Here is a 22820-nt window from a genome sequence, read left to right as displayed (position 1 = left end):
GAGCCCGTGATGTCCGCACTCGACGCTGAGGCGCGGCTGGGACCGACCGGGGCGAGACCGGTGGCCGAGGCGATGCCGCCCCGGCCCCGGCGCCGTCCCAGTTCGCTGACCCACCGCCCGAGAACCGGGATGCTCCTGGTGGCTCCGGCCATCGCCCTGGTCTCGTTCTTCGCCCTGATCCCGATCGTGTTCGCCGCCTACATCTCCTTCACCAACTGGCCGCTGATCGGCGAGTACCGCTTCGTGGGGCTGGCCAACTACACCCAGGCGCTGGCGGACCCGGGGATGTGGAAGGCGCTGCGCTACACCCTGCTGTACACCGCGATCGTGACCCTGCCGATCCTGCTGCTGGGCTACGGCCTGGCCGTGATCGTGCGCGCCAACCGGCCCGGCTCGACGCTGCTGCGCACGATCTTCTTCATCCCCTTCGTGGTGGGCCTGACCACCCTGAGCTACATGCTGGTGCTGGAGGCGCAGCCGAACTCGGGCGTGATCAACCGGATCCTCGCCGGCCTCGGCATCACCGACGGCTCCACCGCCTGGCTGCTGGATGGCACACAGGCCACGATCCTGCTGTCGCTGCTGGTGATCTGGGCGGTGCCGGGGCTGACGATGATCCTTCTGCTCTCGGCCATGCAGGGCATCCCCTCGGAGGTGTACGAGGCGGCCGACATCGACGGGGCCAGTTGGCTGCGCCGGGAGCTGTCGGTGACGGTGCCGATCATCCGGCCCGCGATCGGGATGTCGCTGATCATCTCCGTGATCGGCTCGTTCCTGGCCTTCAACCAGTTCTACATCCTCACCAAGGGCGGCCCGGGCACGGACACCATGACCATCGTCGCCTACATCTACAACCGCGCCTTCGTCGAGATGCAGCTCGGCTCGGCCACGGCGATCTCGCTGATCCTCGTGGTGTTCACGGCGCTGATCACCGCGGCCCAGTTCGTGCTCCTGAGAGGAAGTGACGACCAATGAGCCTCTCGCGCGAGCACGCATCCGACGCGCAGGCACCGGCCGCCTCCGGCCGACCATCGTCCGGCGACCCGGCACGCGGCCGCCCACCCGCCGACAGCACGAGCGGCCGGCCGTCCGGTGGTGGCACGACGAGCGGCCAGCCACCGGCCAACCCGGTCTCGGTCACCAAGGATCGCCGCCTGGTGCCCTACATCGTGCTGGGCACCCTGTTCGCCCTGATCTTCACCGTGCCGCTGGCCTGGTCGATCCTGCGGGCCTTCCAGCCCAACGACGTGATCCTCGGGACGCCCGGGCTCGGCGAGATGTTCGACCTGACCGGGGAGAACTTCGCGATCTTCCTCTCCGGGGAGGCGACGATGTGGCGCCCGGTGGTCAACTCCATCGTCGTCTCGCTGTCCACCGCGGCGCTGACGGCGGTGGTCGCGACCCTCGGCGGCTACGGGTTCTCGAAGTTCCGCTTCCGCGGGGCACGGCTCGCCTTCAGCCTCATACTGCTGTCGATGATGGTGCCGTTCCAGGCGATCCTCACCCCGCTGTACCTGCTGATGAACTCCGTGGGACTGACCGATTCGCGGTTCGGGCTGATCCTCTTCTCGACGAACTTCGCCCTGCCTTTCGGCATCTTCGTCATGAAGAACACCTTCGACACCGTGCCCCAGGCGCTCGAGGACTCGGCGATCGTCGACGGCGCCGGAACCGGCCGGATGCTGGTCAGCGTGCTGCGGCCGATGATCCTGCCCGGCATGGCCAGCGCCGCGCTGTATGCGTTCCTCACCTCGTGGACGGAGTTCCTGGGCGCCCTGACACTGCTGACCACCGAGCGGTACTTCACCCTGCCCGTCGCCCTGCTGAACATCCAGGTGGGCACCTACGGCGAGGTCAACTACGGCCAGCTCGTCGCCGGCGCCGTGATCGCGATGATCCCCTGCGTGATCCTCTACGTCAGCCTGCAGCGGTTCTACGTGAAGGGCTTGGCCGCTGGGGCCGTGAAGGGCTGAGCCGTCAGGCCGCGGAGCTCGGGGCGGCGGCGCCGAACCCGGAGCCCCGTGCAGGAGCCGGGCTGTGCGGCGGTTGGCGGGCGCGGGCACCGGGGTGGATCCTGCTGGACGGTACTCACATCGACAGGCGCGGCCATATATGCCGCGCCTGTCCCCTGGAGTACCGCCGAGTCGACATCCGTCCCCCGCCAGTCGGCCAGCCCTCCATCGGCCTGCCCGCCATGCGGCTCCGAGGAACCGGACTCCGAGGAACCGGGCCTCGACACAGACACCGACGCTGGAGATGCGGTGTTCTCACGAATGGGTCGCCTGCACGAAGCTCACGCGCCCGGTGCGGTCCTGGATATGGTCGAGTTCGCGGGCTCGGTCGAATCCGGCCTCGGTGAGGAGGGTGACGATCCCGTTATCGTCGCCGCCCTCCTTGTCGCCGACGGTGGGCACCGGTGCTCTGCGGGTCGGCAGCACGGCAAGGAGGTGGCGCATCGCGTGAGCCGGTCCATGGCCGCCCGCGCGGGGGTGGCCATGGCCGCCCCCACCTGCGCGACTGCGACCACGGCCGCCCCCACGTGCGCGTCCATGGCCGTGGCCACTCGCGGCCTCGCTCCCGAGCGCCGCGTGACTCCCGTGCGTGCTCCCGCCCTCGTGCTCGGCGTCGGACCTTGGCCCATCGAAGTCGGCGATGGTGATGGTGCCGCCGGGCCGGAGTGCCCGAAGCGCCTCGGCGGCGAAACGCGCCCGGTCCGCGGCCTCGACGTGGTGCAGGGCCAGCGCGGAGACGATGTGGTCCAGTGAGGAGTCCTCCACGGGGAGACGGTCGGCGTACCCGCGGATCAGGGTGAGTGGGAAGCCGCGCCGTCGGGCCTTGCGCGCCGCTCGTCGCAGAGCACCACCGTCCGGGTCCAGACCCGTGACCTGGGCACCGTGCTGGCGACCGAGAATCGTGAGAGCGAAGTTGCCGGTGCCGCAGCCCACGTCGAGCACCGACTCCCCGGCTCTGATGCCGGCGAGCTCGGCGCCGCGACGGTGCACTGCGCCGGCGCCGGCCACCTTGGTGATGATGTCGTACAGCGGCATCAGCCAGGCGCGGCCGATGCCGGGCAGGAAGGAGCGGTCCCGTTCCTGCGGCGTGCGGTGATCGAGGATGCGGACGTCGGGCCGGCTCGTCATCTGGTCTCCTTCGTCGGGTGCCGCCGCGCGAGTCCCGCGGCGGCGTGCCGCACGGGCGCGATCGGTGACCGGGTCGCCGTATCGTTGACCCCAGCCTTGGACATCATTCGGTCAGTGGACGGCACAGAAACGGGGCAGAATGGCACATTCTTCGGTCGAGGGATCCCATGCTCCGCGACGGAGGCTGCGGACGGTGCGTCCCGACGGCACACCGGTCTATCGCTTCGACCAGCGTGCCGGCGCGCCGACGGTGAGCGTGACCCGCTTCGATCCGAGCACCGGCGGCGCGGCGTCGGCCCCGGATCATCGCCACGCCCACGACTTCTTCGTCCTGCTCTATCTCGAGGATCCCGCGGGACCGTTCCAGACCGACGGTGCCCCGCCCGCGGCCCGCGCGGGGGAGCTCCACGCCGTGCCACCGGGCAGGGTGGTGGACGCCTCCGACCTCGCCGAGGCGTCACGATGCCGGGGGAACGCCATCGCGTTCAGCGCCGACGCCGTCCCGGCCCTGTCATCGCTCTCGCCACTGGCCTGGGCACACCACCCACTGTTCGCGATGTTCGCCCCCGGCTCCGGAGCCGCACTCGTTCCCGACCGTGACCGCGCCCGCTGGTCGACCTGGATCGGCGATCTCGCGGAAGAGCTCGCGGCACCGGAGCGTCCGGGGGCCCGCGATGCGGTCAGCGCACTCCTGACCCGGATCCTGGTCGCGGCCGCACGGCTGTTCCCAGGGGAGGCCTCGACCCCCGACCCGCTGGTGGAGCGAGTCTTCGAGCAGATAGAGGCGAGATTCCGCGGGCCGCTGACCGTCACCGACCTCGCCGAGTCCCTCGGCTACACACCGGGTCACCTCACCACCGTGGTGCGTGCACGCACCGGACGACCCCTGCTCGACTGGATCACCGAACGGCGGATGACCGAGGTGCGGCGCCTGCTCCGGGAGACCGACCTGCCGCTCGGCGTGATCGCCGCGCAGACCGGACTGAGGGAAGCGACGTACCTGGTCAGGCGCTTTCGCGCCCTCTACGGCGTCACCCCGCAGCGCTGGCGCCGCGATCAGCGGGCATGAGACCTCGCGGCGTCACTGCACGTGCCACCCGCCATCGGTGGGCAGCACGACGCCGTTGAGGTTGACGCCGTCGTCGGAGAGCAGGAACGTGATCGAGGCCGCGATCTGCTCGGGTGTCGCCAGCGTGGGGATCTGCTTCTGGAACGGGCGCAGGCGCTCCGAGCCCGTCTCGGACATCGACGGCGGGAACGGGATGCCGGTGGCCACACCGCCGGGCGCGACCGCGTTGACCCGGATGCCGTGGGGTCCGTACATGAACGCCGCGGACTTCGTCAGCCCCACCACGGCGTGCTTGGACGTGGTGTAGGCATTGCCGGCGGCGTTGCCGCGCAGGGCGGCCTCGCTGGCGACGTTGACGATCGAGCCGGCGGAGGCGGCGATCATGGCGGGCAGGATCGCCCGGGTCAGCTTGAAGGTGCCGGTGACGTTCACGCCCATCACCCGGTCCCACATCTCGTCGCTGGTCTCGTGCAGCGGGGAGAAGTCGTCGTTGATACCGGCCACGTTCGCGAGCCCGTGGATGCTCTGCCCGGCCGCGGCGACGATGCGGTCGATCGACTCCGCCTCGGTGATGTTCCCGGCCACAGCGATGACGTCCAGCTGCTCGTGCTCTGCGGCGAACCGGGCGAGACGGTCCTCGGAGAGGTCGACGGCGATGACACGGCCGCCCTCGTGCGCGATCCGCGACGCCGTCGCCGCTCCGATGCCGCCGGCGGCGCCGGTGACGACGACGGTCCTGCCCTCGAAGCGGGCGCCGGCCGGGACCGTCGGGGCGGCCTCCTCCGGGAGCTGCCCGCCGTTGACGGTGCGGACCATCTCGTCCACGGCGTCCTGGGTCAGGGCACCCTGGCTCAGGGTGACCAGCTGCTGGAGCGGCAGCGGGGCGATCTGTGCGCGGGTGTCGGCGGGGACGTCCGCCTGGGCGAGAAGTCCTTCGATCAGGGGTGCTCCGGCCGGATCGGCCAGCCAGTCGCGGATCGAGGATGCGGCGGTGAGGTGGGACATGCGTGCTCTCCTTCAGTCGCGGCGGCGGTCAGCCGCCGGGGGTGCTGCCGTCGCCCTCGACGAGGGACGCGGACATGTCGGGGCGTCCTGCTTCCGGCCTGCTGGTCACGACACCCCTGCCCCGACGGGTGCCGCCGTGCGTCGGTCGGCATCTTCGTCGGTGCGCACGAGCATGTCGGCCATGTCGCCGCGCCGCCATTGCCGCAGCAGGCGGTGGAAGACGACGGGTCCGGGCGAGAAGGTGAACCCGGTGATCGACTGCTGGCCCTCCGCGTTGTAGTACCCCGGGGCGCATTCGGCCTGGAAGCGGGACTCGTCCCGGGCGGTCTCGCGGACCGTGCGGACCCACTCCTCCTGGGCCTGCGGGGACGGCTCCACCCACCGCGCACCTTCCTGCTGCGCGCGGGCGATGACCTCGGCGATGTGCAGCGCCTGCTCCTGCAGGATATGCACGAAGTTCACCGAGTTCGCGTTCTGGACGGCGCCGAGCTGGAAGAGGTTCGGGAACCCGTGGGTGGAGAATCCATGCAGCGTGCGGGGCCCGCGGCCCCACGCCTCCAGCAGCGGTCGGCCGCCGCGGCCGATCACCGGCAGCGTGCCGGAGACGACCCCGGAGACACCGGTCTCGAACCCGGTGGCGAAGATGACGCAGTCCACTGGGTACTCGGTCTCGCCCACCACGATCGCGTCCTCGCTCATGCTGGCGATGCCGCCGTGATCGGCGGTGTCCACGAGGGTGACGGTGGGGCGGTTGAAGGCCTGCAGGTACTCGTCGCTGAAGCCGGGTCGCTTGCACATGTACCGGTACCAGGGCTTGAGCGCCTCGGCGACCTCGGGATCGTCCACGACCGCCTCGACCCTCTCCCGGAGCCGGTTCATGGTCACGGCGTCGTCGCGCTCGTCGCGGCGCTCGCGCTCGTCGGCGTCGACGGATTCGTCCACGGCCCCCGAGAGGATCTTGCGCTGCAGGTGAGCGGTGGCCGTCCACCCGTCGGTCACCAGGCAGCGCTCGACCTCCTCCCCGGCGAGGACCTCGAGGAAGTTATCCATCCGCTCCCGCTGCCAGCCGGGTTCGAGGGAGCGTGCCCACTCGGGGTCCGTCGGCCGGTTGTCGCGCACATCGACCGTGGACGGGGTGCGCTGGAAGACGAGCAGACGGCCGGCGTCCCGAGCCAGGTGCGGCACGATCTGCAGGCCCGTGGCCCCGGTTCCCACGACCGCGACCGTCCTGTCGGCGAGCCCGGTCATCCCGCCCTCGGCATCGCCGCCGGTGTAGCCGTAGTCCCAGCGGCTGGTGTGGAAGGTGTGGCCGCGAAAGTTCTCGATCCCGGGGATGCCGGGGAGCTTCGGCTGGGTGAGCGTGCCGGATGAGGTGACCACGTAGCGGGCGCGGAAGCGGTCCTGGCGGTCCGTCTCGACGATCCACATCGTCGAGTCCTCGTCCCAGCTGAGCCCGGTCGCGCGAGTGTGGAACAGGGTGTCGCGGTAGAGGTCGAAGTGCTCCGCGATGCGCACCGCGTGCCGGCGGATCTCCTCCCCGGGGGCGTACCGCTGCGAGGGCATGTACCCGGTCTCCTCGAGCAGCGGCATGTACACGTAGGACTCGATGTCGCAGCGCACGCCGGGGTATCGGTTCCAGTACCAGGTCCCGCCGACGTCACCGGCCTCGTCCATGAGCCGCAGGTCCTGCACGCCGCGCTCCCGCAGGAACGAGGCGGTCAGCAGACCGCCGAACCCGGCGCCGATCACGAGGGCCTCCACGTCCGTGGTGACCGGCTCCCGTTCCGCCCGCGGGGTGTACGGGTCCTTCGCGTAGTAGCCGAACTCGCCGGTGGTGCCGCGGTACTGCCGCGCGCCATCGGGCCGGATGCGGCGGTCGCGCTCCTGGGCGTGCTTCCGGCGGAGGGCTTCGAGGTCGACGTCGTCGGCACCGTGCGACGTGGATGTCATACAGGTCCTCTCTCGAGGGTGGGGGCGCCGCGGGTCCCGGCAGATCCACCGCACCACGACAATTCACTTAGTCTCAGGCTAAGCATCATGGCTGAACGTCTGCTGATGCGGCCGTACCCCCGGTTCGTGACCGACCACGACGAGGCGGTCGGGCCCTGGGTCCGCCGATGCGGCCGTACCCTGGGTCCGTGACCGACCACGACGACGCGCGCCGCCGGGTCGAACAGCGGATCCAGACGCTGCTGGTGGCGATCTCCGTGCGATCGCTCCCCCGGCTCGTCGGCTCCCTGCTCGACGTGGACCTGACCCTCAAGCAGGTCCGGGTGCTCTCCACGCTCAGCGGGCCGACGCCTCGCACCTCGACGGATCTGGCCGGCGAGTTCGGGATCTCCCTGCCCACCATGACGGGAATCGTCGACAAGCTGGTGGCGCGAGGACTCGTCGAGCGGGTCGTCGACCAGGACGATCACCGGGCCCGGCACCTGCGCCTGACAGCGCTGGGCCGCTCCGTGGTCGCGGAGGTCACCACACCGGATCCGCACCTCGGCGACGAGGTGGTCGCCGGCCTCGACCAGAGCGAGCTCGAGGCGCTCGAGGTCGGTCTCGCGGCGGTCAACCGCGAACTGCGGCAGGCGCGGCCGTAGCGCGGGGACGGCGCAAGCGTGGCGCGGTCGGCACCCGAACCGCCGTGTCAGCGCGCGAGCGGCACTGAGCGCGGCACCGCCCCGGTCACCGACTCCAGGATCTCCAGGTACTGCCGGGCCAGCACATCGTCGTCGGCGTGCTCTGCGACCCATTCGCGGCCGCTGGGCCGCACCCGGGCGCGGGAGCGGTCCGCGGCCAGGCCCCGCCACAGGTCCACCAGGGCGTCCTCGTCCTGCGGGGGCAGCACGTCGCCGGCGCGGGCCCGGCGGACCACGTCGGCCGCTTCCCCGGCCAGCAGTGCAGTGATGTGACGGCCGGTGGCGAGCATCTCGTAGAGCTTGGAGGGCACCGTCCAGGCGAACGGGGCCCAGTTCCGCAGGGAGACCACGACCGTGTCCGCCCAGGCGTACTGCTCCCCCACCTCGCGGTGTGGGATGCGCGGCAGCACCGTGACCGGGGCATCGAGCTCATGGGCGAGAGACGCCAGAGCCGGCGCCTCGATCCCGTGCCCGATCAGCCGCACCTGGATCTCGACCCCGTCGTGATGCAGCCGGGCGGCGGCCCTGACCACCGTCTCCAGCCCTTGGGACCGGCCCATGTTGCCCAGGTAGAGGCACCGCAGCTCGGAGTGGTCGCCGGCTGCGTGGTCACGCTGGGCGGGGACCTGGGAGAGGTCGGTGCCGTTGCGGACCACCTCGACCTTGGTCACGCCCCGCTCGTGCAGCACGTCGGCGAAGCGGGAGGTGGTGGTGACCACGGCGCGTGCGGTGCTCTGCCAGCGGGTGACCTGCTGGTGGACCAGTCCCTTGGCCCGGGCGACGATCCAGCGCACGATGCGGCGGGCGAGGCCGGGGTGCGGGGCGTGGGCGGCTTCGGCGGGCAGCGCGCCGGCGGGGCCGACGTGGGTGACCAGGTCCGGCCAGGCGTCACGCATCTCCACCACCAGCGGAACCCGCCAGCGGGCCGCGAGCAGGTGCCCCACCAGCAGCGTCGGGATGGCGGGGGCGGTCGCGATCACCACGTCGGGGCGGGAGGCAGCCCGGGCGAAGCGACGGCGGACCCGGCGCAGCGCGTCCCCGGCTGCGACGACGTGGTCGACGGTCCGCGAGGCGATGTCCGCCCGGTGCGGGAGGTAGGCGGTGCGCAGCACGGTCTCGCGGTGCATGCCCTTCTCGATGGCGCCGACGCGGTGGGCGCGGCGCTGTTCACGGGTGGGGCGCCCGCCCGGGTAGTGCGGCACGGGGGCGGCGACGGTGACGTCGTGCCCCGCCGTCATGAAGCGCTCCACCAGCGCCGACCAGCGGCGTTGCGGGGCCCCGAACTCCGGGGCGTAGTAGTGCGTCAGCACCAGGATCCTCATTCGGCCGGTGCCTCCTCGATCCCCAGGACCCGCGCGGCCTCGCGCAGCATCTCCGGGGTGGCGTGGGCGGTGTCCGGGGCGGTGATGCCCTCCCGGGCGACGTCGGCGTCGACCAGCAGCCATAGGGCCTGCGGGTGGCCGGGGTGCGGCGTCGTCCGGCCGCGACGGCGCCGCGTGGAGCGCTCGCGATCGGCGTCAGGCGCGTTCCCGTCGTCGGCGTGCTCGCCGGTCGGGCGGTCCGCGGCGCCGTCGGCCGCTTCCGCCTCATCCGGGTGCTCCGCCGGCAGCACAGCGATGGCGGAGACCGGGATCAGCACGCTACGGGAGCTCAGCTGACGCCGCACCACCGTGATCGCGGCGAGCTCGCCGGTCGCATCCTGCAGATAGATGTCGCGCACGCGGCCCACGGACTCGCCGCCCCTCCCGCGCACGGTCGCGCCGGAGAGCGCCTGCAGCCGGGAGCGCGCCGCGAAGCGCTCCCGGGCCAGAGGAGGATTCATGTCCTCGGAATGGCCGGGCAGTGGATCGGTCATCGTCGTCCTCCCCCTATCGGTCGTGACCCCCGTGCACGCACCGCGTTCACCTCTCGCAATCAGCCATCGACATAGTGGCTCACGAACGCGTGGAGCTCTTCGACGGGATCGATCGCGCTGCGCTGCTGCAGCTCGCGCACCGAATGCTCGCGCATCGCCAGGCTCAGCAGCACCGACAAGATTGATCGCGCCACGAACGCGGGCTCGGCGCCGTCACGCAGCAGCCCCTTCTCCGCGTAGCTGGTCAGCACGGATTCCAGCACGTGCTCGTGCACCAGGCGAAGCCGCGCGATGCGGAAGCGGCCCGGATGGCTGGGATTGACGATCTCCGCAGACAGCGTGGCCAGCAGGCACATCGAGTGCTGGGACGGACTCCAGGGCCCGGTCAGCGCCGCGAGCAGGGCCTTCGGTGAGCCCTGCAGGGCCTCGGTCGAGTCCATGAGGCCCTGTGCGTGGGCCTCGAGACGATCGATGACCGCACCCAGCAGGGTCTCCTTCGAGGAGAAGTGGTGCAGCATCCCTGGATGAGAGATCCCCACGCGACGCGAGATGTCACGCAGGCTGGCCCCGTGATAGCCGCGCTCGGCGAACAGTGCGGACGCGCCATCGAGGATGGCCTCCCGGCGTGCCTGGCCCGGACTGGTCTGCAGGCTGGCCAGTTCCGGGGCGGCGTCGATGACGATTCGCGGGCCGTCGTCGGGTGCCTGCTCTCCGGTGGTCAGGGTGTCGAGTGTACGAAGTGCCACGATCATCGGGCCGACTGGGGCGGCCGGTGCCGCCTGGCCGAAATGTTCGCCCCCAGCACGATCCGAAAACTCGGACGACAGCGGAGCGGGCCCGGTTCCGGGTCCGGGAGGCCCGCTCGCGGCGTCCATGTTCATCAGTTCTTCTCCTCGGCGATCAGCTCAGCGATCTGGATGGCGTTCAGTGCAGCGCCTTTGCGCAGATTATCCGCTACCGCGAACAGGACGAGCCCCTTGCCGCCCGGCACCGATTGATCCTCACGGATACGTCCGACGAACGTGCCATCCTGACCAGCGGCCTCGAGCGGATTGGGCAGCTCGACGACGGACACGCCCGGGGCGGCCTCGAGCAGCTCACGGGCGCGCTCGGGACTGATGGCCTGATCGAACTCGGCGTGGATCGCGACGGCGTGGCCGGTCATCACCGGCACGCGCACACAGGTCCCGGCCACCGGCAGATCCGGCAGGTCCAGGATCTTGCGGGACTCGTTGCGAAGCTTCTGCTCCTCGTCGGTCTCCCCGGAGCCGTCCTCGACCAGATTCCCGGCCAGGGCCAGCACGTTGAAGGCGATCAGCTTCGCGTAGGTCGACGGCTCGCCGAGATCGAGGGCGGACCCGTTCAGGGCCAGCTTCTCCACGTCCTCGGCGCCGGCGCGGACCTGCCCAGCCAGCTCCGCGACGCCGGCCACGCCGGAGCCGGAGACGGCCTGGTAGGTGGCGACCTTCAGCCGCGCCAGGCCGGCCTCGTCGTGCAGAGCCTTCAAGGTCGGCATCGCCGCCATCGTGGTGCAGTTGGGGTTGGCAATGATCCCGCGCGGGGCCGACGCGATGGCCTGCGGGTTGACCTCGGAGACGACGAGGGGCACCTCGTCGTCACGGCGCCACGCCGAGGAGTTGTCCACGACGGTGGCGCCGGCGTCGGCGAACCGAGGGGCCAGGGCCCTGGAGGTGGAGCCACCGGCCGAGAAGATCGCGATGTCCACGCGGGAGCCCTCGGAGGTGATGTCCGCGGCCTCGGCATCCTCGACCGTCAGCTCCTGGCCGGCGTACTGCACGGTGGTGCCGGCACTGCGGGCCGAGGCGAAGGCGCGCACCGCGCTGTGGGGCACGGCCCGCTCGGCGAGCAGGGACAGCATCACGCGGCCCACCTGGCCGGTCGCGCCTACCAGGCCGATGACCGGCCCGTCGGCCCGGTAGCCGGGGGTGGTGGTGAAGTCGGGCGCAGCGGTGGTGGCGGTGGTGTTCTGAGTGCTCATCGTCCGGTCCCTCCGTAGACCACGGCCTCCGTCTGATCGGTGTCGAGGCCGAACGCGGAGTGGATGACCCGCACCGCGTCGTCGAGCCGGGACTGCTCGGTGACCACGGAGATGCGGATCTCCGACGTGGAGATCATGTCGATATTGATGCCCGCATCCCCGAGGGAGCGGAACAGCGTCGCCGAGACGCCGGGGTGGGACTTCATGCCGGCGCCGACGATGCTGACCTTGCCGATCTGGTCGTCGTAGCGCACCTCGGTGTACCCGATGGTCTCACGCGCCGTCTCGATCGCCTCGAGCGCGGCCGGCACGTCGGTCTCCGGCAGGGTCAGTGAGATCGCGACGGTGTCGTCGGTGGTCGAGGAGTTCTGGACGATCATGTCGATGTTCGCGCCGGAGCCGGCGACGACGTCGAACAGCAGCGCGGCCTTGCCCGGGGTGTCGGGCACCTCGACGACGGTGATCTTGCCTTCGCTGCGGTCGTGCGCCACGCCCGAGATGATGGGGGCCTCGAGGCCGGGATCGGCGATGTCGTCCATGGGGAGCTCCTTGGTCGGGTCAGCGGCGTCGCGACGGACGACGTCCGCGCTGCGGATGGTGACGTCGGGGTCGATGGGGATCACGCGGTCGGGGTCGTCGGAGACGATCGTGCCCAGGCGGCCGGAGTAGGAGGAGCGCACGTGCAGCGGCACTCCATAGCGGCGGGCGTACTCCACGCTGCGCACCATGAGGATCTTGGCGCCGTTGGCGGCCAAGTCCAGCATCTCCTCGCAGGAGATGTAGGGGACGCGGCGGGCGGCGGGCACGATGCGGGGGTCCGCGGTGAACACGCCGTCGACGTCGGAGTAGATCTCGCAGACGTCGGCGTCCAGCGCCGCGGCCAGGGAGACGGCCGTGGTGTCCGAGCCGCCGCGGCCGAGGGTGGTGATGTCCTTGGTGGTCTGGGAGACGCCCTGGAAGCCGGCGACGATCGCGACCGACCCCTCGTCCAGGGCCTCCTGGATCCGCCCGGGGGTCACCTTGAGGATGTGCGCCTTGCCGTGGATCTCGTCGGTGATCAGGCCCGCCTGCGAACCGGTGTAGGCGCGGGCATCGACGTCGACGGCGTTCAGCGCCATCGACAGGATCGCCATCGAGATCCGCTCCCCCGAGGTGAGCAGCATGTCCAGCTCACGCGGCGGCGGGTTGGGCGTGACCTGCTGGGCGAGGTCGATCAGCTCATCGGTGCTGTCACCCATCGCGGAGACGACGACCACCACCTTGTGACCCGCCTTGGAGTACAAGGAGATCCTCTGGGCGACGCGCTTGATCGAGTCGGCGTCGGCGACGGAGGATCCCCCGAACTTCTGGACGACCAGGCTCATGGGGAGGGGTTTCCTTCACTGTTGCGGACAGGCGGGACAGTCATGCTGTTCGGGCCGTGGCCGGGTGCCGGGGCGATGCCTCGGCGGATACCGGGGCAATGCCGTGGCCGGGTGCCGGGGCGGGCCCTGGTGGTGCCTCGGCCGCAGGGGGCGCTTCCGCCCTGCCCGCGCCGAGGGAACCTCGCAGGTCATCCGCCTGGCACACCGTGGCACCGAGGTTCCGGTGCCAGGCGCACAAGCCCGCCCGTCAGTCTACGAGGCGCAGCGTCAGGTCGCCCATGACCACGGCATCTGAGAAGAAAGCCCAGGTAGAAGGCAGGGTCGCGACGTGTTCCACCCAACATTGACATGCTCCGGGGCGGGTCGTCGTGCAGCGGGAACACACCACCCCTGCCGAGATCGCGCCACTGTCTCCTGCCGAGGCGCCGCCGGGCGCACCCCAACGTGGCGAGGCTCGACCGGGCGCACCGCAACGTGGCGAGGCGCCGCATCCGTGACCTCGTTGGAACGCGAGCTCCTTTCCAACAGCTTCACGGATCTCGCTGCGGGCCCGAGGCGCCTCGGCGCGAGCTATGGCATGCACCACCGGACCGAGCACTTCGTCGCCGGATGGACCGGGCGCTTCGTCACCCGGATGGGGAGGAACGGCGCACTCTGTGCGATGACCTGGCCCCTGTGGATGCACCACGGTGCCCCGGGAGCTGCCATCGGACCATGGCCACATGGCACGCACACCCTCTCCGCTTCCCTCGGCGTTGCTCCGACCGGCCTTCACGACGACCCAGGCCGCGGCCGCCGGAGTCAGCCCGCAACGGCTTCGAGCCGCCGATCTGCGGCGAATCGGATTCGGTCTCTACTCCGAGGCCACGGAACCCCTCAACGAGATCGATGTCGTCCGTGCCCTCACCGGTGACCGACCCGACGTCACGGCCCGGGGCCTCAGCGCCGCACGGCTCTGGGGATTCCCACTTCCCTACAGGCTTCAGACGTGGACAGCGAACAGCCCTCTGACGCCGCTCGAGCTGAACAGCACAGGAACCGCTCGCGCGCGTTCCACTCTGATCCGTTGGAGCAGGCAGCAGATGGGTTCGACCGACGTCGTAGCGCGATCCGGCCTACGTCTCACTTCCCGTGTGCGGACCTGGCTGGACCTGGCGCCGACCCTTTCGGTGACCGATCTGACGTGCATCGGTGATCACCTGGTGCGTCGCCCGAGGCCGTGGGCCGAGCAGCGCAGCGCCCCGTACGCGACTCTGGAACAGCTCGATGGCGCCATCCGCGCCTTCCCCGGTCGCGGCAGGCCTCGTCTGCGACAAGCCCTCGCCACGGTGCGCGTGGGCAGCGACTCTCCGGCCGAGACAAAGCTCCGCCTCGCGATGATCGACGCCGGCATCCCCGAGCCCGAGATCAACACCCAGGTCATGGTCGATGGCGTCGACCTCGGCGAGCCGGATTTCTCATGGCCCCAGTGGCGCTTGTGCGTCGAGCATGAAGGCCGCCACCATCGGACGCCGGAGCAGCAGGAGCGCGACATCTGCCGGCGAGAGCTACGGGAGAAGATGGGCTGGGCCGAGCTGCAGACGGTCGCCGTGGACCTGCACGCCTCGTGCCGGCGCGGGGTACGACGCATCAGCGAAGCCCTGCGCCGGCAAGGGTGGCAGAGCAGGCTCTGACCCGTGCGGCGACAGAGTTCGACGGGAACTCGGAGACTGAGAGACGGGACGCAGGGGGTGCTCACAGGTGACGGATCGCCGCTCCGGCGGTGGCTCGGAGACTCAGACGGGACTCAGAGGGGACGGACCCCCGCTCCGGCGGTGGATCAGCCCGTGGGATCCGTGACCTCGTGGGAACTCGAGACCTTTTCCAACGAGGTCACGGATCCCACGAGGGTGCCGGGCGGCACGAGGATGCCGGGCGGCACGAAAGCACCGGGTGGCACGAGGACATGGGGCACCCCCAGGGCACCGGGCGCCAGCGGGCGCCCCAGGGCGCGGGGTGCCCGCGGGCACCCGCGCAGCGGGAGGGACCTGGTCAGGCGGTGCCCTCAACCAGCTCCGTCAGCAGTGCCCGGGCGCCGCGGGTGCGGAGCACCTCGAGGGCATGGAGGTAGGGCTCGGTGAATGCCTCGTGCTGGACCAGATCGCCGAAGAGCTCCTCGTCGCGGAGGAAGGCGAGCATGTCCTCGTCGTGCTTGGCGGCGGCGGCCATCACGCGGTCGTGGAGGCGGTCGACCACCGGCCACTCCTCCCCGTTCTCGCCCGTGCCCTCGGCGTAGCGGGCCCAGGAGGCGACGATCGCGGCGGTGGCGGTGACGTCGCGCCCGGCCTCGAGGTTCTCGCGGATCACGGGCATCATCCAGGTGGGGATGCGGTCGGAGGATTCGGCGGCGAGGCGGGCGAGGGTGTCCTTGACGTGCTCGTTGGCGAAGCGCTCCATGAGCTCGTCCTTGTAGGCGTCGAGGTCGATGCCCGGCACCTCGGGCACCGTCGGCGTGCCTTCGCGGTCCATGTACAGCCGCCGCGTGAACGGGGCGAGATGCTCGTCGACCGCGGCCTCGTCGGCGTAGGTGTGGCCCAGCAGCAGCCCGAAGTAGGCGATGGCCTGGTGGCTGCAGTTCAGCAGACGCAGCTTCATCAGCTCATAGGGCTCGACGTCCTCGACCATCTGCACGCCCGCCTCCTCGTAGGCGGGGCGGCCGGCGGGGAACTCGTCCTCCAGGACCCACTGGACGAAGTCCTCGCTGACCACGGGCCAGGCATCCTCGATGCCGAAGTCGCTCGAGATCATCTCGATGTCGGCCTCGGAGGTGACGGGAGTGATGCGGTCGACCATGCAGTTGGGGAAGGCGACATGCTCCTCGATCCAGTCGGCGATGGGGGCGCCTTCGTGCAGCCCGTTCTCGTCGCGGCGACGGGCGTAGGCGAGGATCATCCGCTTGGCGAGGTCGCCGTTTCCGCGCACGTTGTCGCAGGACATCACGGTGAACGGCGCCGTACCTGCCTCGCGGCGGCGGCGCAGCGCCTCGACGACGTAGCCGAACATCGTGCGGGGATGACCAGCCTGATGGGCGGTGTTCGCCCCGCCCCCGTCGGTCGCCGCGAGCCCGGCGGCCTGGGCTCCGGCGGGATCGAAGCGGGTCCGAAGGTCGGCGGCGACGTCCTCGGTCTCGTACTGGAACTGGCCGGTCGAGGGGTTGTAGTTGTAGCCGCCCTCGGTGACGGTGAGCGAGACGATGCGCACCGCCGGGTCGGTCATCCTCGCCAGCACGGCCTCGGGGTCGTCGGGCGCGAAGAGGTACTCGGCGATGGAGCCGATGACACGCGGGGCGCGATGGCCGTCGGGGGCCTTGGTGACCAGCGTGTACAACCCGTCCTGCGCGGTGAGCGCGTCGCGCATGCGGGCATCCCGGGGCAGCAGGCCGACGCCGCAGATCGCCCAGTCACGGTCGCGGCCGGCACGGAAGAGCTGGTCGAGGTACATCGCCTGATGGGCGCGGTGGAAGCCGCCCACGCCGAAGTGGACGATGCCGACCTTGCGGTCCTCGAGCGGATAGTCGGGTACCGCGACCTGACCGCTAGCGGCCAATTCGGGCAGGGCAGAAGCGTTCAGAGCGGTCATGTCTCATCCTTCGTCGGTGAGTGATGTGATGGGGCCGACCCTACCAACGTTCTCGTCAGATGAGCAGTCCTGAGCGCTCACCTGATCGAACGGTCCGTGCGCCCTCGAGGCGTGGCCGGCCGGCCACCGGTGGCGCGGCGGCCCTCACTCGCACCCCCGGCACAAGGCCGGGCAAGGCGCCGGCTGCGCGGCGCCCCTCACTCGCACCCCCGGTACGTGGCCGGCCGGCGCGCCGGCGGCGCGGCGCTCCTCACTCCAGCAGTGCAGCGACCTGGTCGGCGAGGTCGGGGGCGAGGACGATGTCATCGACCAGACCGGAGCGGGCAGCGGCCACGACGGCCTCCGGCCGCCCCACGGCGGGCGCCGCCGCGATCACGTGGGCCCGGCGCAGCTGGTCGGGGCGCACGCCGACCACCCTGTCCTCCATCGCGGAGTGCCAGACCGCCCCGGTGCCTGTCAGCAGGATGCCGCAGGTCTCCGCCACGACTCCGGCCTCCTGCGCACGGCGCTGCTCGCTCTCGGCGAGGCGGGCCCACAGGGTCGAGGCCCCCGGGGACCAGGCGCCGATGGAGACCACCGCGACGTCGAGGCTGTCGGCCGCATCGAGCGCCGTGCGCACTTCGTCCATGGACCGCAGCGAGGCGGCGACCTGCGCAGAGTCGACGATCAGCGGCGTGGGCAGGGCCCAGACCTGGCCGCCGCTGAAGGAACCCAGGGTGTGGACGAGGGCCGAGGAGTGCGCGGTGGAGTAGCCGGGGGCGCTGAGCGGGCCGACGAGCTGGACGATGTCGGACGGAGGCAGCGAGTCCAGCGACTCGGGAAGGTGCATGAGGGTCCGGGACCAGGCCACGCCGAGCCTGCCGCCCTCGCGCAGGCGGGCGGGCAGCAGCCGGGCCACCTGCCGGGCGATGGCGGCGCGCATCGATTCACCGGGGCGGGCCGCGGCGACGGTGACCGAGGCGATGCCCAGCTGCTGGGCGAGCTGAGCGTGGTCATGGCCGGCGGCCGCGGGGTCGACGATCTCGATACGCACGATGCCTTCGTCGCGCGCCTCGTCCAGCAGCCGGGCCACCTGGAAGCGGGACAGCCCGTGCCGTCGGGCGATCTCGACCTTCGGCCGGCCCTCGACGTAGTACTCGGTCGCCAGGGCGACCTTGAGGGAGACGGACACAGCGGTCGCCTCGGAGCGGTCGCCGGCCGGCGCCACCTCGCTCACCGCCGCATCGTCCTGCGCCATGCCGGCACCTCCTGCCACCTGGGGATAGCGATCATCTGTCGCACAACTGTTGCTCACGTGAGCGTATATGACTACGCTCACTCTCAGTTGAGCATTTCGAGCGATCATCTGTGAGCACCGGCAAGGCCGTCGGCCGCAGTCATCCTCCAGCGGAGACATCGCCGTCCGCGGCGGTCGCGCCGGAGCGACCGTTCCCGCGGCACGGACGCCGGAGGCGCCCGAGAGACCTGATCGACCCGCTCCCCCGAGACTCCAGCCTCGAGCCGTTCAGAGGAGAACAGCGCATGGGACACCGCCGACCACATCCGCCCCGCGAGGCCCACCCGCCGGGCGCCTCGACCCGCGCCGCGGGGTCGACCCCGAAGGCGTCACCACCACGCAGCCCTCTCACCCGGCCCTCCCGTCGGAGCCTGCTCGGTGCGGGCCTGACCGCAGGCATCGGCGCCGCCGGGCTGGGCCTGGCCGGCTGCGCCCCCGCGTCGGCCGGGCGCGAATCGATCGTGGTGGCGATCGTGTCGAACCCGCAGATGCAGGACGCGACCAGCCTCATCGACCACTTCACCGCGCAGCACCCGGACATCGACGTCCGCTTCGTCTCGCTGCCGGAGAACGAGGCCCGCGCGAAGATCACCGCCTCGGTCGCCTCCGGCGGCGGCGAGTTCGACGTGGTGATGATCTCCAACTACGAGACCCCGCTGTGGGCGCCCAACGGCTGGCTCACCGACCTCGAGCCCTACATCGCCCGAACCGACGGGTACGCCCCCGAGGACTTCGTACCCACCATCCGCGATGCCCTCACTGTGGACGGCTCGATGTACTCGGTGCCGTTCTACGGCGAGAGCGCGTTCCTGGTCTACCGCCAGGACCTGTTCGAACAGGCCGGTCTGGAGATGCCGCAGCGGCCCAGCTGGGATCAGCTGCGCGAGTTCGCCTCCGCGCTGCACGATCCCGACAACGGCATGGCCGGGATCGCGCTGCGCGGCCTGGCCGGGTGGGGCGAGAACCTCGCGCCGATGAGCACCGTGATCAACACCTATGGCGGCTGCTGGTTCGACATGGACTGGGCCCCGCGGCTGGATTCCGAAGAAGTCCACGAGGCAGTCTCCATGTACGTCGACACGCTGCGCTCCTACGGCCAGCCCGGCGCCGCCACCTCCGGTTTCGGCGAATGCCTGACCCAGTTCAGCCAGGGCAACGCGGCCATGTGGTTCGACGCCTCCTCGATGGTCTCCGGGGTGGAGAACCCCAGCTCCTCGACCGTCGTCGGCAAGACCGCCTATGCGCTGGGGCCGACGGAGAGGACCGAGTACGCCGGCTGGCTGTACTCCTGGGCGCTGGCGATCCCCGAGACCAGCCAGAAGAAGGACGCGGCCTGGGAGTTCATCGCCTGGATGACCCATCCGGACTACTTCGATCTGGTGGGCAACGAGGTCAGCTGGGAGGCGCTGCCGCCCGGCTCGCGGCTGTCGACCTACGAGATCCCCGAGTACGCGGAGCTCTCGCAGAACTACGCCGAACCCACGCTGGATTCGATGGAGAACGCCACCCAGGAGAACGCGATGACCGTGGAGGTGCCCTACGACGGGCTGCAGAACGTCGTCATCCCCGAGTTCCAGGATCTCGGCACGCGCGTGGGCCAGCAGTTCTCCGCCGCGATCGCCGGCTCCAAGACGGTCGACGAGGCGCTGGCGCAGTCCCAGACCTTCGCCTCGTCCGTCGCCCGCACCTACGGATGGGAGGGCTGAACGATGAGCGCAGCCACCGACACCCCGGCCGACGCCCCACGCACCGGCGGGACCGGGCGCACCGGTTCACTCGCCTCGCAGGCAGGTTCATCGGCCGACGGATCCCGCGGAGGCAGACCGCGCGGGCAGGACGGTTCCCGGGCCGACGGGTGGCGTCGCCGCCTGCCGCTGATCCCCGCGTTCCTGTTCGTGGTGATCTGCACCCAGATCCCGTTCCTGCTGACGATCTGGTACTCGCTGCGCTCCCGCAACCTGCTGCGCCCCGAGGGCGAGGAGTTCGTGGGCCTGCGCAACTACCTCGACATCTTCGTCGACTCCACCTTCCGCACCGCCGCCCTGAACTCGGTGCTGATCACGCTGGGCTGCGTGGGCGTCTCGATGGTGCTGGGCCTGGGGCTCGCGCTGCTGCTGGACCGGAAGTTCACCGGCCGCGGCATCGTGCGCACCCTGCTGATCACGCCGTTCCTCATCATGCCGGTGGCCGGGGCGATGCTGTGGTCGATCTCGATGTTCAGCCCCACCTACGGGCTGGTGAACTGGCTGATCTCCCTGGTGGGCATCTCCCCCATCGACTGGACCAGCCAGCTGCCGCTGCTCTCGATCCTCATCGCGCTGGTGTGGCAGTGGACGCCGTTCATGATGCTGCTGCTACTGGCGGGGCTGCAGTCCCAGACCGGTGACGTGCTCGAGGCCGCGCAGATGGACGGCTCCACCATGTGGCAGACGTTCGTGCACATCACGCTGCCGCACCTGCGCTTCTACCTCGAGCTCTCGGTGTTGCTGGGCGCGATCTACGTGGTCAACACGTTCGACCAGATCTACCTGATGACCGCCGGCGGGCCCGGCACCGCGAGCGCCAATCTGCCCTTCTACATCTACCAGCGGGCGTTCCTGGGCTTCGACATCGGCCAGTCCGCCGCGATGGGCGTGATCACGGTGATCGCCACGATCATCATCGCGACCTTCGCGCTGCGCCTGATCTTCACCAGCATCAACTCCAAGGAGCAGTCATGAGTGCCGTCACCGCCGACGCCCCGCGCACCCCCGCCGCTGCACCGGCCGCCTCCCAGCCCAGGCGGCGACGGCCGACGGGACGGGCCCGCGGCACCATGCTCACCGTCCTGGCCTGGGCGGCGGGCCTGATCTTCTTCGCCCCGGTGGCGTGGATGGTGCTGACCAGCTTCAAGCAGGAGTCGCAGGCCGCCTCGAACCCGCCCACCTTCTTCTTCACCCCGACCCTGGAGCAGTACTCCTCGATCATCGGCTCCTCCGGGGCCGCCTCCTATCTGGTCAACTCGGTGATCGCCACCGGCGTCTCCACGCTGCTGGTGCTGATCCTGGCCGTGCCGGCGGCGTACGCGGTGAGCATCCGCCCCATCAAGCGCACCCAGGACGTGCTGTTCTTCTTCATCTCCACCAAGATGCTGCCGGTGGTCGCGGTGATCATGCCGATCTACGTCATCGCCGGTCAGCTGCGGATCCTGGACAACATCCTGACGCTGATCGTGCTGTACACGGCGATGAATCTGCCGATCGCGGTGTGGATGATGCGCTCGTTCTTCCTCGAGGTGCCCGGCGAGGTGCTCGAGGCGGCCTCCATCGACGGGGCCACGCTGATGCGCACGATGCGCACCGTGCTGCTGCCGATGGTGGCCCCGGGCGTCGCGGCGACCGCCCTGATCTGCGTGATCTTCGCGTGGAACGAGTTCTTCTTCGCCCTGAACCTCACCGCCGCCAACGCCGCCACGGTGCCGATCTTTCTCATGTCCACCATGACCTCGGAGGGGCTGTTCCTGGCGCGGCTGTCCGCCGCCTCAGTGCTGGCCTCGCTGCCGGTGGTCCTCGCCGGCTGGATCGCCCAGAAGCAGCTGGTGCGCGGACTGTCGATGGGTGCGGTGAAGTAGGCCGGGTGATCGACCGGGCGAGGGTTCGGGTACCGTGCGACAGTTCCCGCCACAGCCCGAGGTGCCGCTCGTGCACCGCCCCGGAGGATCCGTCGTGCCGCTGAAGAAGTCACCCACCGTCTATGACGTGGCGGAGCATGCCGGAGTGTCCATCGCGACGGTCTCGCGGGTGCTGCGAGGACCCGAGAAGGTGGCCGCCGGCACCCGGGAACGCGTCCTCTCGGCCGTGCAGGAGCTCGGGTACGTGCCCAACGCGAGCGCGAGAGGGCTCGCCGGCCGACGAACGGGGGTGCTCGGCCTGCTGATCCCCGGCCACGACATCCCCGCCACCAGCAGCCGGCCGACGGACGTCGACGGCGAGGTCGAGTTCCTCGAGGACCATGACGACTCCCACGCGGGCCCCCTGCGCAACCGCTACTTCGAACAGCTCGTCCAGGGAGCTGAGGCCGCGGCCTGGCGCGACGGGTACGCCCTGCTGATCGCGGCCGGCACCAGCGTGAGCCGTGACGTGGTGCTGCGGGACCTGACCGGCCGGGTGGACGGGCTCGCGGTGGTCTCCCGCACGGTGCCCGACGACCTCATCGAACGCGCCGCCCGCAGCGTCCCGCTGGTCCTGGTCGCGGGCGAGATCCGCGGCGCCACCGATTCGGTGCGGGTCGACAACCGCGGCGGGATGTCCGCCCTGACACGGCACATCCTCACGGTGAAGCCGCCCGGCCCCGTGGTCTATCTCGCCGGCCCGCCCAACTCCCCCGACGCCACGGCCCGCGAACTCGGCTTCCACGACGCGGTGGCTTCCCATGACGGCCCGTGGCACCGCGTCCTGGCCGACTTCTCCTGGCAGGGCGGGTACGACGCGCTCGGCGAGCAGCTGCGCAGCGGGGTCCCCGGGGCCGTGATCGGGGCCAACGACCAGAGCGCCCTGGGCGCCCTGGCCGCGCTCCAGGAGGCGGGGATCCGGGTGCCCGAGCAGTGCGTGGTCACCGGTTTCGACGGGATCGACGAGGCCCGCTACAGCCGGCCGCGCCTGACCACGGTGCGCCAGCCCATGACCGACCTCGGCATCCGCGCCGTCGAAGCCCTGCTGCGGCGCATCGCCGATCCCGACGCCGAGCCCCTCGACCTGCAGCTGCCCGTCGATGTGCTCCTGCGCGACAGCAGCGGCAGAGCCGCGCCCGCCACCTGAGCCCGGGCAGGCTCCCGCTGCACCGCCCATGCCCGCGACCGTCACGGCCACCGCACCCTCCCGGC

19 protein-coding genes are annotated in these 22820 nt (G+C 70.7%); 9 read left to right on the top strand and 10 right to left on the bottom strand.

Going from position 1 to position 22820, the window contains the following annotated elements; translation table 11 throughout:
* Positions 1-9: 9 nt before the first annotated feature.
* Both AC5020_RS00710 and AC5020_RS00705 read left to right on the top strand, forming a co-directional pair.
* A complete protein-coding gene (locus tag AC5020_RS00710) occupies positions 10-975 on the top strand; it encodes a carbohydrate ABC transporter permease (protein WP_377018599.1) in 966 nt (321 codons plus the stop codon).
* Positions 972-1973 carry a carbohydrate ABC transporter permease gene (locus tag AC5020_RS00705; RefSeq protein ID WP_464986814.1) on the top strand — a complete coding sequence of 334 codons (1002 nt, stop codon included), beginning with the start codon at positions 972-974 and terminating at the stop codon, positions 1971-1973. The genes AC5020_RS00710 and AC5020_RS00705 overlap by 4 nt, the downstream gene beginning before the upstream one ends.
* Before the next feature lie 294 nt (positions 1974-2267).
* Here the strand turns inward: AC5020_RS00705 and AC5020_RS00700 are convergent, their stop codons facing one another.
* Positions 2268-3140, bottom strand: a complete 873-nt coding sequence (locus AC5020_RS00700; RefSeq protein ID WP_464986813.1) for a class I SAM-dependent methyltransferase — start codon at positions 3138-3140, stop codon at positions 2268-2270.
* 193 nt (positions 3141-3333) lie between these two features.
* On the opposite strand from AC5020_RS00700, the gene AC5020_RS00695 reads away from it, so the two are divergent.
* Positions 3334-4209, top strand: coding sequence for a helix-turn-helix transcriptional regulator (locus tag AC5020_RS00695; protein WP_464986812.1), 876 nt, complete (start codon positions 3334-3336; stop codon positions 4207-4209).
* A gap of 12 nt (positions 4210-4221) precedes the next feature.
* Here AC5020_RS00695 and AC5020_RS00690 read toward each other — a convergent pair whose 3' ends face one another.
* Positions 4222-5214, bottom strand: a complete 993-nt coding sequence (locus tag AC5020_RS00690; RefSeq protein WP_377018594.1) for an SDR family NAD(P)-dependent oxidoreductase — start codon at positions 5212-5214, stop codon at positions 4222-4224.
* Positions 5215-5319: 105 nt separating this feature from the next.
* Positions 5320-7164 carry a flavin-containing monooxygenase gene (locus AC5020_RS00685; protein ID WP_464986811.1) on the bottom strand — a complete coding sequence of 615 codons (1845 nt, stop codon included), beginning with the start codon at positions 7162-7164 and terminating at the stop codon, positions 5320-5322.
* Positions 7165-7352: 188 nt separating this feature from the next.
* On the opposite strand from AC5020_RS00685, the gene AC5020_RS00680 reads away from it, so the two are divergent.
* Positions 7353-7808, top strand: a complete 456-nt coding sequence (locus tag AC5020_RS00680) for a MarR family winged helix-turn-helix transcriptional regulator (protein ID WP_377018591.1) — start codon at positions 7353-7355, stop codon at positions 7806-7808.
* 47 nt (positions 7809-7855) lie between these two features.
* Here the strand turns inward: AC5020_RS00680 and AC5020_RS00675 are convergent, their stop codons facing one another.
* The 5 genes from AC5020_RS00675 to AC5020_RS00655 all read right to left on the bottom strand — a co-directional run bounded on the left by AC5020_RS00675 (position 7856) and on the right by AC5020_RS00655 (position 13065).
* Positions 7856-9169, bottom strand: a complete 1314-nt coding sequence (locus AC5020_RS00675; RefSeq protein ID WP_464986810.1) for a glycosyltransferase family 4 protein — start codon at positions 9167-9169, stop codon at positions 7856-7858.
* Positions 9166-9702, bottom strand: coding sequence for a PRC-barrel domain-containing protein (locus AC5020_RS00670; protein ID WP_464986809.1), 537 nt, complete (start codon positions 9700-9702; stop codon positions 9166-9168). The genes AC5020_RS00675 and AC5020_RS00670 overlap by 4 nt, the downstream gene beginning before the upstream one ends.
* 59 nt (positions 9703-9761) lie before the next feature.
* A complete protein-coding gene (locus AC5020_RS00665) occupies positions 9762-10454 on the bottom strand; it encodes a TetR/AcrR family transcriptional regulator (RefSeq protein WP_377018587.1) in 693 nt (230 codons plus the stop codon).
* Positions 10455-10582: 128 nt separating this feature from the next.
* Positions 10583-11701 carry an aspartate-semialdehyde dehydrogenase gene (locus AC5020_RS00660; RefSeq protein WP_464986807.1) on the bottom strand — a complete coding sequence of 373 codons (1119 nt, stop codon included), beginning with the start codon at positions 11699-11701 and terminating at the stop codon, positions 10583-10585.
* Positions 11698-13065 carry an aspartate kinase gene (locus tag AC5020_RS00655; RefSeq protein ID WP_377018584.1) on the bottom strand — a complete coding sequence of 456 codons (1368 nt, stop codon included), beginning with the start codon at positions 13063-13065 and terminating at the stop codon, positions 11698-11700. The genes AC5020_RS00660 and AC5020_RS00655 overlap by 4 nt, the downstream gene beginning before the upstream one ends.
* 1169 nt (positions 13066-14234) lie before the next feature.
* Between AC5020_RS00655 and AC5020_RS00650 the strand changes: the two genes are divergently transcribed.
* Positions 14235-14738 (top strand): putative endonuclease domain-containing protein, encoded by a 504-nt coding sequence (locus AC5020_RS00650; protein WP_464986806.1) that lies wholly within the window; start codon positions 14235-14237, stop codon positions 14736-14738.
* Positions 14739-15096: 358 nt separating this feature from the next.
* Here AC5020_RS00650 and AC5020_RS00645 read toward each other — a convergent pair whose 3' ends face one another.
* Complete coding sequence (locus AC5020_RS00645; protein ID WP_464986805.1) at positions 15097-16683, bottom strand: mannitol dehydrogenase family protein; 1587 nt, start codon at positions 16681-16683, stop codon at positions 15097-15099.
* A gap of 250 nt (positions 16684-16933) precedes the next feature.
* On the bottom strand, positions 16934-17920 hold the full coding sequence (locus tag AC5020_RS00640) for a sugar-binding transcriptional regulator (protein ID WP_464986804.1): 987 nt from the start codon (positions 17918-17920) through the stop codon (positions 16934-16936).
* A gap of 284 nt (positions 17921-18204) precedes the next feature.
* On the opposite strand from AC5020_RS00640, the gene AC5020_RS00635 reads away from it, so the two are divergent.
* The 4 genes from AC5020_RS00635 to AC5020_RS00620 all read left to right on the top strand — a co-directional run bounded on the left by AC5020_RS00635 (position 18205) and on the right by AC5020_RS00620 (position 22755).
* A complete protein-coding gene (locus AC5020_RS00635) occupies positions 18205-19665 on the top strand; it encodes an ABC transporter substrate-binding protein (protein ID WP_464986803.1) in 1461 nt (486 codons plus the stop codon).
* A gap of 3 nt (positions 19666-19668) precedes the next feature.
* On the top strand, positions 19669-20679 hold the full coding sequence (locus AC5020_RS00630; protein ID WP_464986802.1) for a carbohydrate ABC transporter permease: 1011 nt from the start codon (positions 19669-19671) through the stop codon (positions 20677-20679).
* Positions 20676-21569, top strand: coding sequence for a carbohydrate ABC transporter permease (locus tag AC5020_RS00625; RefSeq protein ID WP_464986801.1), 894 nt, complete (start codon positions 20676-20678; stop codon positions 21567-21569). The genes AC5020_RS00630 and AC5020_RS00625 overlap by 4 nt, the downstream gene beginning before the upstream one ends.
* A gap of 94 nt (positions 21570-21663) precedes the next feature.
* Positions 21664-22755: a LacI family DNA-binding transcriptional regulator gene (locus AC5020_RS00620; protein WP_464986800.1), complete on the top strand. Its 1092-nt coding sequence runs from the start codon at positions 21664-21666 to the stop codon at positions 22753-22755.
* Positions 22756-22820: the final 65 nt, after the last annotated feature.

The sequence above is a fragment of the Brachybacterium sp. SYSU DS0246 genome (genome assembly GCF_059391765.1).
Note: the sequence above shows the minus strand (reverse complement) of the source record. Positions and strands in the feature narration are given on the sequence as shown.